The sequence below is a fragment of the Thermosporothrix sp. COM3 genome, assembly GCF_059696735.1.
In genome coordinates this window covers 7,276,214-7,287,901 of record NZ_AP019376.1, presented here as the reverse complement: position 1 = coordinate 7,287,901, position 11,688 = coordinate 7,276,214, and the positions used below count along the sequence as shown (strand labels likewise).

The window sequence follows — 11,688 nt, the reverse complement described above, 5'->3', positions numbered from 1 at the left end:
GGGAGAGGGGCTTTTTTTATTGGTTCTGTAGTCTCAGAGAGGTACACAGCATGGAGAAAACAAAGCTGATCTACCACACAAACAGCTACACCTATGAATGTACGGCCCGTGTTGTTGCGGTTGAAGGCGATGCCATCGCACTCGATGCCACTGTGTTCTATCCCGGGGGCGGCGGGCAAATGGCTGACCGTGGTTCCATTTCATGGGGTAATGGCGACTACGAGGGCAATGTCATCGCCCTGAGCAAGCGCAATGACGTGATATGGCACGTGCTTGATTGCAGCCCTCCAGCGGTTGGCACCGAAGTAGTGGGCACCATCGACTGGATGTTCCGCTACAAAATGATGCGCACACATACCGCTCTCCATATTCTCTGTGGCACAATCTGGAAAGAATTTGGCGTCCAGGTAACCGGCGGGCAAATGTATCCCGACCGCGCTCGCATGGACTTCGCAATAGATAATCTGGATAAAGAACGCATTGCCTATATCGAAACGAAAATCAATGAAGCGGTAGAAGCCGATTATCCGATACGGGTCTATACCCTGCCCCGGGAAAAGGCGTTTGCAATTCCTGATCTGGTACGCACTAAAATTAATTTGCTTCCGCCTATGATTGAGGAAGTTCGCATAGTGGAGATCGTCGGGCTCGACCTGCAAGCGGACGGCGGAACACATGTCAACCATACAAAAGAAGTCGGCCATATCTATATCACAAAGGCTGAGAACAAAGGCCGCATCAATAAACGTCTGGAAATCGTGCTCGGCGAAGGCTAATCGTTCTCACGATCACTCGCACTTATCCTTTTTCTTTATACAGTTGCACCTTTTCGCTTCCCACAAGGTGCAAAGGAGGTCACTTTGTCAGTTACATCATCCGTTTTCAAGCCTGTGCTCGGGGCTGATAAGGTAGAGTATCCCAAACTGGAACAATCAATCCAGCAATGGTGGGATCAGCACAATATCCGTCAGCAATACATCAAACGCAATGAGAACAGCGAGAAGCGCTATTCGTTCCTCGATGGTCCCATTACAGCAAATAACCCAATGGGCGTCCACCACGCCTGGGGTCGCACCTATAAGGACATCTATCAGCGCTTCAAGACCATGCAGGGCTACAAGCAGCGCTATCAGAACGGCTTCGACTGCCAGGGACTCTGGGTTGAAGTTGAGGTGGAAAAAGAGCTCGGCCTGAAGACCAAGCGGGATATCGAGGAGTTCGGAATTGCCCGCTTTGTCGAACGCTGTAAGGAGCGCGTGTTCCGTTTCGCGAAAGTGCAGATGGAGCAATCCATCCGCCTGGGCTACTGGATGGACTGGGGCAACGACTATTACACGCTCAGCGATGAAAACAACTATACTATCTGGTACTTTCTGAAGAAGTGCAAAGAGCGTGGCCTGATCTACAAAGGACGCGATGTGATGCCCTGGTGTCCTCGCTGTGCCACCGGCATCTCGAATATGGAGATGGAATCTGAGGGCTATAAGGAGACCACGCACCTGAGCCTGTATGTCCGTTTCCCGCTGGTTGACCGCCCGGGTGAATACCTGCTGGCCTGGACCACCACACCCTGGACGCTGACCTCAAACGTGGCCGCTGCCGTGCATCCTGATCTGCCCTACGTTCGCGTTGAGCAGGATGGCGAGTTCTATTACCTCGCTGAAGAGCTGCTGCCGGTTCTGAAGATGCTCAAGGGACGCGACAAGGGCGAGTATCGCGTGACCGAAACCCTCAAAGGCAGCGATATGGTTGGCTGGAAATATCGTGGCCCCTTTGATGAGCTGCCCGCCGCGCAGGGCGTCGAGCACCGGGTGATCCCCTGGAAAGATGTCAGCGCAACCGAGGGTACTGGCATTGTCCATATCGCTCCGGGCTGTGGTCGCGAGGACTTCGGCCTCGGTAAAGAGTTCAATCTGGCCGTGATCGCTCCCGTCGATGAGTCAGGCGTCTATGTGGACGGCTTTGACTGGCTGACCGGGCAGAAAGCCTCGGAGGTTGCACAGCAGATCGCCGAGAACCTGACGCAGAAAGGGATGCTCTATCGCCCGCAAAACTACCGCCACCGCTACCCGACCTGCTGGCGCTGTAAGACAGAACTCATCTTCCGGCTGGTTGATGAGTGGTTCATCTCGATGGATCAGTTGCGCTATGAGATCATGGAAGTGGTCAAAAAGATCACCTGGCTGCCCTCATGGGGCTTTGACCGAGAGATGGACTGGCTACAAAACATGGACGACTGGATGATCTCCAAGAAGCGCTACTGGGGTCTGGCACTGCCTATCTTTGACTGTCCGAAGTGCGGTACCTTCGAGGTGATCGGCAGCAAAGAGGAGCTTAAAGAGCGCGCCGTCTCCGGGTGGGAGGAATTCGACGGCCATAGCCCACATCGCCCCTGGATCGATGCCGTGAAGATCAAGTGTCAGAACTGTGGCACGGAAGTCTCACGCATTAAAGACGTCGGCAACCCGTGGCTCGATGCCGGTATCGTTCCCTTCTCGACACTTGGCTACCGCACCAATCCCGAATACTGGAAGCAGTGGTTCCCGGCAAACTTTGTCACCGAGTCCTTCCCTGGCCAGTTCAGGAACTGGTTCTACTCGATGCTGGTCATGAGCACCGTGCTTGAGCAGACCAATCCCTTTGAAACGCTCTTTGGCTATGCGCTGGTCTATGGTGAGGATGGCACCCCGATGCACAAATCGAAGGGCAATCTGGTGATCTTCGATGATGCTGCGGAACGTGTCGGTTCCGATGCCATGCGCTGGCTCTATACAAACCATGTGCCCGAGCAGAATCTGAACTTCCCCAACATCCCCACCAGGGAGGATATGGAGAAGGCCGAGCAGATGGGCGTTCCCGTGCGTCTGAGCGAGAAATGGATGCAGGTGCGCAAGACCATTGATAAGATCTGGAACGTGTACTGGTTCTTTGTGACCTATGCCAACATCGACCAGTTCGATCCGACAGCCTATCAGCTTGCACCTGAGAAGCGCAGCGAGCTGGATCGCTGGATTCTCTCTGAGCTACAGGAAGTGATCCGCACCGTCACACATGGGCTGGAACACTATGACACAATCAAGCCAGGCGCAGCCATTCAAGAGTTTGTGGACGATCTGTCAAACTGGTACCTGCGCCGAAGCCGAGAGCGCATCTGGAAATCGACGCTCGATGACGATAAGCTCTCAGCCTATCTGACACTCTATGAGTGCCTGACAACCCTTGTCACACTGCTTGCGCCATTTATGCCGTTCGTCACCGAGGAACTGTACCAGAATCTCGTGCGCAGCGTCAACAAAGCGGCTCCGCTCAGCGTTCATCTTTGTGATTGGCCCGTTGCCCGCGAAGAACTGGTCGATGAGCAGCTTGAAAAAGAAACCCATCTTGTAATGCGAGTGGTCGGACTGGGTCGCGCGGCCCGTGAAAAGGCACAGATCCGCGTACGTCAGCCGCTGCATGCACTACACGTTCGTGTGACCAGCCCCGAGGAAGAGGAAGCCATTCTCCGCCTGAAAGAGCAGGTGCTTGAAGAGCTGAACATCAAGGAACTGAAGCTGATGAGCGGCGATAGCGATATGCTGGCATATACACTGAAGCCGCAGGCAAAGGTACTCGGTCCCAGATATGGCGCTCTGGTGCAGAAGATCATTGTTCATTTTAAGAACCTTGATACGCTCGATACGCAGAAAGCCGCCCAGCAGCTTAACGCCAGCGGAGAGCTGACCATCACCGTTAGCGATCAGAGCGTAACCCTCACTCCGGAAGAGGTACAGGTCATCTCGACCGCTCGCCCCGGCTATGTCACGGCTGAAGAGCGCGGCTATATTGTGGCGCTGGAAACGACGATCACACCGGAGTTGCGTGAGGAAGGTATTGTGCGCGACCTGACCCACTTTATTCAGGACATGCGCAAGAAAGCCGGGCTCAATATCGAAGACCATATCGGGTTAGCACTGTATACTGATGCAGAGCTGGCGAACATGCTGATCCACTATGGCGAGGAGATCCAGAGCGAGACGCTCGCTCGGAACCTGCTCATCTCCGTCAGCCAGAAGGATAAGCCATCCTTCGAAGAGCTCTACCGCGAGACCATCGCCCCCAATGAGCTCAAGAAGCTGGATCATTATACTGTCGAAGTCGTCATCGGCAAGCTGTCATAGCAGAAACAAGCGAAGGGCTCTGGCACCCACAGGGGTGACCAGAGCTCCCTTCTTTTTAGCCCCACTGCTCAAGAATCGAGGGAAGATCTGACAGAGTCGTAATCACGGCAGACGGTGTGATGTGCTCAGGTTTGGGCCAGGGATAATCATTCTGACGCCAGACACCACGCATCCCGACGGAAAGCGCTCCTCCTACATCGTCTACCATGCGATCACCTACCATCACACATGCTGTTGTTTCGACTTGCAAACGTTTCGCGACTTCGTGAAACACATAGGGATGCGGCTTGGAGTAGGGCAGATCAGAAGTATAGGCAACCACATCCAGCAACTCGGTCACACCGTGCGCCGCCAGATCCGCATCATGCCAGGCCCCGGCCCACCATGTATTTGAGAGCAGCCCCAGGCGATACCCCCGCTTGCGAAGTAGCAACAGCGTCTCAACGGTATCAGGGAAAATCTCCGCCCAGCCAATAACCGCCTGTGAGTAACCATCCAGCACCAGTTGCATCGCCCGCTTGTTCTCAGGGAGCCCCAGATAGTGGAAACCATCACGGATCAGGCGTTCGGGCTGGTCGCTGGTATGCACTGTCACCACTCTGTCCCAGTGTTCTTTTTCCGCACGCCGCATAGCCCGCACATATTCCTCACGCAAGGGCCAATTGTTCTCGGGATACCTCGCCACCAGATAATCATAGGAGAGGGCCCAACGACGCTCTATATCCTCATCCCAGTCCGGCCAATCCAGCAATGTGCCGCCAAGATCAAAAATAACAGCTCGAAGAGAGGTCAAGTAGTACTCCATTTCTAGATCAAGCGCTGCCGGCACCTGATACTTTCATTATTGCAGGAAAGAAAATATGTCCGCTTGCTTCTCTCCAGGGAGCTTTATTATACACTCTCTTCTCACTTTTTCCCAGAAATAAAAAACCCTGCTGTGTCTCCAGCAGGGCTCTCACAGCATCCTCAGGGCACAAGCCCTTTCCGCCGCATCTGTTCCAGATCATATTCAGCGGGAGCAAGCGGCTCCACACCGGCAGCCGCACAGGCCCAACCAATCAGCGAGAAACCAATATGCAAGCCTCGGGCAATTGCGTTCGGCTCTTCTTCAGAAATAGAGCGCAGGCATTCCTCACGCAACTCGATGACCTTGGTCTCGGAGTAGCGCCCATGATAGCCCTCCAGAAGCGCTTCATGTGGTGCGAAGCTCTGGAAAGGAATATCACTTCCCGCCGCCAGCAAGAACAGCCAGTAGCCGACCTGACTTCCCTCAAGAATTGTATCTGGTTGCCGCCCCGAATGGACATGCTCACCGCTCTGCACTTCCGCCAGCTCATCAAGCTCATCTCCTAAGCGAGACAGCAAATAGGAGTGACTGCGCTCCTGAAGCAGGCGCGATGTATTTGACTCTTCGCTCATATCATGATCGCGCAGATAGATATAGACGCCATAGAGTTGGCGCATGGCCGCCTCCAACTTCTGGCGTATTTGCGGAGAAGCCACATCTGGCGCCTGCTGATGATACACCTGTGCGGGATCAAAGACACGTTCGGCCACGATCTTATACGAATTGTCTGGCTGAATCTGGCGATAATAACAACTGCGGTAGCCATCATGACAGGCAGCTCCTCCGTGCTGAACCACGCGAACAAGCAGGCTGTTCTCCTCACAGTTGACATAAAGCCCGCGCACTTCCTGTACGTTTCCCGACTGCTCGCCTTTCTTCCAGATTTTCTGGCGTGAGCGACTGAAGAAATGGGTGTAACCGGTTGTTCGCGTCAATTCAAGCGCCTCTTCATTCATAAAGGCAACCATCAAGACCTCGTTCGTCCTGTCATCTTGCACGACAACGGGTATATATCCCTGACTATCAAACTTGAGGGATAGATCCATCTCAAATACCTCCCGGCAAAAAGCAACGGCGAAGACGCGCCGCTTCTACTTGCATATTGCTTGGTATATAGTACCACATCACTCCGTCTTTCTCGGCTCGCTGCAAAGAGCCCTGCCTACAAGAAAGAAGAAAGTATGCTGAACCAGTAGAACAACATACTTTCTCCTCATTCAACAGAAAGGTCACACGAAGAATGATTCTATGCTTGCTTTTTTGCCTGCTGGTATCGTTTTTCAACCTCATCCCAGTTCACGACGTGCCACCAGGCGTTCAAATAATCGGCACGCTTGTTCTGATACTTCAGATAGTAGGCATGCTCCCATACATCATTGCCCATGATCGGGTACTCATTTTCGAGAATCGGGCTGTCCTGATTGGGTGTCGACTTGAGATGCAACTTGCCGTCTTTCCTCATGACAAGCCAGACCCAACCAGACCCAAAGCGCCCGGCTCCCACCTTATTGAACTTCTGCTTAAACTCGTCTATCGAGCCAAACGTTGACTTGAGCGCCTCGGCAAGCTCTCCCTGAGGCTCCTTCTTTCCGCCCGGACGCATAATCTGCCAGAACATAGTATGGTTGACATGTCCTCCAGCATTATTACGCACCGTCTCGCGCTTCGCTTCCGGTATATCGTTCAGCTTGCGCAACACATCTTCCGCAGAGGAGGCCTGTAAAGCGACCTCTTTCAACGCCGCGTTCAGATTTTTGACATAGGTAGCATGATGCTTGTCGTGATGCAGTTCCATCGTTCGCGCATCAATATATGGCTCCAATGCATTGAAGGCATATCCCAGAGGAGGAAGGGTAAATTCCTGTACGGTTTTGGCTGCATTGGTCTGATCTACCTTTGCTTCAGGAGCAAGATTACTACAGGAGACAAGCACACCGCTTCCAACTGCCAACGATGTAAGCTGTAAAAATGCTCTTCTATTTATGTGGTCCTCTCTATCCACAGACTCCATACCTTTCTATCCACAAAAATTTCTTCGCACTTCATCAGGAAACTCTTTACAAGCTGACAAAAATGCAGAAACAGCTTCTGTAAAGAGGATATACATATAGTATATTCGTCTGACAAAACCAAACCGTGCAGCAAAGGACCACAACAAATAAAGAGCTGCAAATACTATCATGAAGAGGGTAACGCAATCTTCTACAAATTCGACCTTATCTCGAATCGAGGATCATGATTTTTCTCCCATACTACAACCTCTATTTCCAGAAATTCTAACAGGTTCCGCTTCTCTTTGTAGGTGAATTCATAGTCAGGATCGTTAATCTTTTCTTGTATACGTTCACACGTTCTATATACAGTGTTCAACTTTTCCTGCGCCTTCGCCCATTCCCTGCGCATTTTTTCCTCGTCTCTTAGCTCTGCTTCACACTCTTTTTCCTCTTTGGCTAGCTCATGCAATCGATTGGTAAGATATGCTTCTGTCCCGGGATCGAGTATCTTTCCCTCATAAAGCCTTGCAAGGTTAGCTCGTAAGGAGTTCTGCATCTCTCTGATCTCTGCCAACTTCGCTTTAACATGTTTACGTCGGCCCTGAGTCGGGTCTTTTGACCGCCTTTCTTCAATTTGCTTGTCAATGATGGAAGGATTGAGCACGATCTTCTTTGCAAAATTCCATGCTGCTTGATCAAGGATAGGTACAAGGATATAGCAGCCGGGGCATTGATATAGGCCATTGTACTTCCTGCTACAGTTATAGCCTATCTGATCACGCTGTCCTTCAGGTCTGTTCTTGTAATGGTTAACTCGCCTGTTTACTGTTAGATTGGCCCCACAATGACCACATTTCGCAATGCCTGCCCTGAGCAATGCATCTTCTGGTCTGCGATTATTAGGAGCTGCTATTTTTTTGTTGCGCGCAAGATGCTGCTGCACAACCTCAAACATATCTTTGCTAATAATTGCTGGTATGGGGACTTTAATTTGCTCGTTGTCTGGCCTTATCTCAAATTTAGGCCATTTCCTCCCGGGAACCTTTACAGTCCGTTTTTTAAATATGGGATATTCTCCGCAATAACCGGTATGTCTGAGCATTCTACTAATCACAGCAGGTTGCCACAGAATAGGTCCATCTACAGCCTTTGATTTAACTTTTTCTCCCTTGGATACGCTAGGTGCTGGTATCTCAAGCTTGTTAAGCCTCTGCGCGATGCGACGAATAGGAATACCTTTATATGCACAGCGGAAAATAAACTTGACTACTCTTACTTCGGTCCATGTTACTTCCCGATTATCTTTGATGGTTTCGAGATTTGGAGTAAGACCTGATCTTTTGCCCTTCTTATCCAGCGTAAAATGATAGCCATAAGGTCGTGAAGAACTTCCAACGACTTGCGGTGGTATATTGTCCTCTGGGCTTCCTAGCGCTTTCTGTATCTTCCCATTAGTAGTTCTTCTGACTAAATCATTAATTTCTTCCTCCGCTTTATGTCCTTTAAACAGTCGTATTATTTCCCCCACTAGACTATCATCGTCTGCGTGTTCCTCTGGATCTGTTGTCAGAATTCTGACCCCCAATTCTTTGAGCTGCATCCTATAGAATTCGCGTTGTAGCCCTTTGCGTCCTAGCCCTCTATCCAGCACTTCCATACATAGCACATCGAATTCCTTTTGCTCTGCCAGTTCTAGTATGCGATTCAAGGCTTCTCTGTAACGAAAATCTAGACCTGTATATGTATCTCTGATAATATGGTTGGGATCTAAAATTAGCCCTAACGGTTCTATCAACTTTTCGCGAACGAGTCTCTCCTGATACTGATGGCTGAGGGTAGTATCTCTCTGTTTAAGAGTGGACACCCGTGTGAGTATCAATGCCCGCAAACCTCTATACTTCTCTGGATCGTACATCAAAACGACTCCTTTCGTTGTGTTGCGCTTCTTTCAATAGCAAAAACATGTATAAATTAACTGAAAAAGGTATCGCTTTCGCTGTTGCGACAGTAACTACACCTTCCCAATTCTAACACTTTTGCCTATAAAAGTAAATACGCTAACGCTATATCATAAACGCTAATCCCCCAGACATATAAACTTGACAGGACTATGCAAAGGGAGTAGTCTTGATGTGAGAACGGAAACGCTTAAGAAGAGGGGTTATGATGGCAAGATTAATAATTAAAGAGCTGGCAGAACGACAAAATATAAGCCAGTCTCGTCTACAGCGTGAAGCTGGTGTTACTATGTCTCAGCTTAGAAGATATTGGTATAACCAGAGTGAAAGCGTTGTCCTAGATGCATTGGAGCGTATTGCAAAAGTGCTCGGTGTTAAAACTGGTGATCTGATCGCCGATAACGACGAAGCACAACCTGCAAAGTAGCAATTGCAGTGAGCGGGGCTATTCCAGCCTCCGCGTTTTTTCAGCTAAGTGGGTGACGTTGGCATTGGAGCGGGCTGAAATAAAATGCGGAGGATCACGGACGTTGCCGCAGGTAAGGAATGGGCCGTGTGGGAGTGCTGCTACCTGCGGCAATTCTGAACGCTCCTTTGTCACCCTTTCTTCAGGGATGCACAGCAGACATCACTCAAAGCCGCACAGTGACACCTTTATCATGGAGATACTGTTTTACATCCTTTATACGATATTCGCCAAAGTGGAAAATAGACGCCGCAAGCACGGCGTCCGCTCCGCCCAGTGTCACTCCCTCATAGAAGTGCTCAAGCATCCCAACACCACCCGAGGCAATCACCGGGACCGAAACAGCCTGCGCAATTTTTGCGGTCAGTTCAATATCATAGCCCTGTTTTGTGCCGTCCCGGTCCATACTTGTCAGCAGGATTTCACCAGCGCCCAACTCAACACCACGTTGAGCCCACTCAAGCGCATCCATTCCTGTCGGCGTGCGTCCACCATGAATAAAGACCTCATAGCCACTTGGTAATGCAGGATTGGACCGGGCATCAATAGCCAGCACGATACACTGCGCCCCAAATTGCTCAGCACCTGCACGCAGCACCTCCGGATGCTGCACAGCGGCGGTATTGAGAGAGGTTTTATCGGCACCCGCATTCAGAGTTGCGCGAATGTCCTCAATTGTGCGAATACCGCCACCAACTGTGACCGGGATAAACACACGCTCAGCGGTGCGCCTGACTACATCAAGCATCGTCCCGCGCTGCTCATAGGAAGCGGTAATATCCAGAAACACAACCTCATCCGCTCCCTCATCATTGTAGAGCGCAGCCAGTTCAACCGGATCACCGGCATCACGCAGATTCACAAAGTTGATCCCCTTGACCACCCGTCCAGCAGCCACATCAAGACAGGGAATAATCCGTTTAGTCAACATTGGGCCGCTCCTCTTTCTCAATCACGCGTACAGCGGTCGCAAGATCAACCGCGCCTGTATAAAGGGCCTTGCCAATAATCGCGCCTTCCACTCCCAGTGCAGCCAGTGCTTGCAAATCCTCCAGAGAGCTCACGCCACCAGAAGCGATCAACGCGGCAGGAGAGGCCTGTTGCATCTCGCTCAGAGCCGCAAGATTTGGGCCAACAAGTGCCCCATCTCGGGCGATGTCTGTATAGATGAAACGGCGCACCCCGAGCAGCGCAAGCTCCTGAGCCAGATGCGTCGCCTTTACCTGGGAATCCTCCATCCATCCAGCAATAGCAACATAGCCATTGCGAGCATCGATTCCGACAGCGATCCGTTCATCCCAACGCGCGAGCGCCTGCTTCAACAACTCGCGATCGGTAATCGCAACAGTGCCGAGAATCACGCGCTCGATTCCAGTGCTCAAGAGGTGTTCGATATGACCTGGAGAGCGCAAGCCGCCGCCGACCTCAATCTTCAACGAGGTCGCCTGACGAATGCGTGCAATCAGCTCTACATGAACGGGATGCCCCTGAGCAGCCCCATCCAGATCAACCACGTGGAGCCAGCGCGCTCCGGCCTCCTGCCAGCGCATCGCAACCTCAACGGGGTCTTCCGCATACGTCGTCATGCGGTTATAATCCCCCTGAAATAGACGCACACAGCGCCCATCCTTGATATCAATAGCAGGAAAGAGAATCATTGCTGCACCCATCTGGCAAAATTTTTCAGAAGCTGTAAACCAACAGCGCCACTTTTTTCGGGATGAAACTGCGTGCCCCAGACCTGTTCCGTCACAATTACCGAGCAATAGGGCGAACCATAATCCGTGACAGCAGCAACACCACTCTGCTCATGTGGCTCCACATAATAAGAATGGGCATAATAGAAGTAGGAGTCTGGGGCAATCCCGGCAAAAATGGGAAGGTTCTCACGCAAAGGCCGCACCTGATTCCAGCCCATATGTGGGATCTTGGGCCCATGCGGAATACGTCGCACCTCTCCGGGAAACAGCCCCAAGCCAACCGTCTCACCTTCTGCATGGTGATCGGCCAACAACTGCATACCAAGACAGATCCCCAGGAACGGCTTTCCCTGCTGTGTCGCCTCCCGAATGGCATCATCCAACCCATGCTGCTGCATATGCGCCATCGCCGCGCCAGCAGCACCCACACCGGGCAGGACAACCGCGCTTGCCTGTTTCACCACAGCAGGATCATCTGTTACCTGTACCGCCGCACCCACATATTCAAGCGCTTTCGCGATACTGTGAATGTTCCCGGCTCGATAATCAATAATGGCTATCATTGC

Annotated in this window: 10 protein-coding genes; 3 read left to right on the top strand and 7 right to left on the bottom strand. The window is 51.4% G+C overall.

Annotated elements, in window-relative coordinates:
* Positions 1-50: 50 nt before the first annotated feature.
* Both KTH_RS31195 and ileS read left to right on the top strand, forming a co-directional pair.
* Positions 51-776, top strand: a complete 726-nt coding sequence (locus KTH_RS31195) for an alanyl-tRNA editing protein (protein WP_111321523.1) — start codon at positions 51-53, stop codon at positions 774-776.
* An 84-nt stretch (positions 777-860) separates the two neighbouring features.
* Positions 861-4,157: an isoleucine--tRNA ligase gene (gene ileS, locus KTH_RS31190; RefSeq protein ID WP_111321525.1), complete on the top strand. Its 3,297-nt coding sequence runs from the start codon at positions 861-863 to the stop codon at positions 4,155-4,157.
* 55 nt (positions 4,158-4,212) lie between these two features.
* Here ileS and KTH_RS31185 read toward each other — a convergent pair whose 3' ends face one another.
* The 4 genes from KTH_RS31185 to KTH_RS31170 all read right to left on the bottom strand — a co-directional run bounded on the left by KTH_RS31185 (position 4,213) and on the right by KTH_RS31170 (position 8,913).
* Positions 4,213-4,962 (bottom strand): HAD family hydrolase, encoded by a 750-nt coding sequence (locus KTH_RS31185; protein WP_211326111.1) that lies wholly within the window; start codon positions 4,960-4,962, stop codon positions 4,213-4,215.
* Between the two features lie 161 nt (positions 4,963-5,123).
* Positions 5,124-6,050, bottom strand: a complete 927-nt coding sequence (gene hisI / locus KTH_RS31180) for a phosphoribosyl-AMP cyclohydrolase (RefSeq protein WP_111321529.1) — start codon at positions 6,048-6,050, stop codon at positions 5,124-5,126.
* Between the two features lie 200 nt (positions 6,051-6,250).
* Entirely contained in the window at positions 6,251-7,015 is a 765-nt protein-coding gene (locus KTH_RS31175) for a superoxide dismutase (RefSeq protein WP_111321531.1), read from the bottom strand.
* 191 nt (positions 7,016-7,206) lie between these two features.
* Positions 7,207-8,913 (bottom strand): recombinase family protein, encoded by a 1,707-nt coding sequence (locus KTH_RS31170; protein WP_111321533.1) that lies wholly within the window; start codon positions 8,911-8,913, stop codon positions 7,207-7,209.
* A gap of 248 nt (positions 8,914-9,161) precedes the next feature.
* Between KTH_RS31170 and KTH_RS31165 the strand changes: the two genes are divergently transcribed.
* The gene (locus tag KTH_RS31165) at positions 9,162-9,383 is read left to right on the top strand and encodes a helix-turn-helix domain-containing protein (RefSeq protein WP_111321535.1); all 222 of its coding nucleotides are present in this window, start codon (positions 9,162-9,164) and stop codon (positions 9,381-9,383) included.
* Positions 9,384-9,588: 205 nt separating this feature from the next.
* Here the strand turns inward: KTH_RS31165 and hisF are convergent, their stop codons facing one another.
* From hisF to hisH, 3 genes are read right to left on the bottom strand one after another with little or no spacing between them, the layout of a single operon-like run.
* Entirely contained in the window at positions 9,589-10,353 is a 765-nt protein-coding gene (hisF, locus tag KTH_RS31160) for an imidazole glycerol phosphate synthase subunit HisF (RefSeq protein ID WP_111321537.1), read from the bottom strand.
* Positions 10,343-11,080 carry a 1-(5-phosphoribosyl)-5-[(5-phosphoribosylamino)methylideneamino]imidazole-4-carboxamide isomerase gene (gene hisA, locus KTH_RS31155; RefSeq protein WP_111321691.1) on the bottom strand — a complete coding sequence of 246 codons (738 nt, stop codon included), beginning with the start codon at positions 11,078-11,080 and terminating at the stop codon, positions 10,343-10,345. The genes hisF and hisA overlap by 11 nt, the downstream gene beginning before the upstream one ends.
* Positions 11,077-11,685 (bottom strand): imidazole glycerol phosphate synthase subunit HisH, encoded by a 609-nt coding sequence (hisH, locus tag KTH_RS31150; protein WP_111321539.1) that lies wholly within the window; start codon positions 11,683-11,685, stop codon positions 11,077-11,079. The genes hisA and hisH overlap by 4 nt, the downstream gene beginning before the upstream one ends.
* Positions 11,686-11,688: the final 3 nt, after the last annotated feature.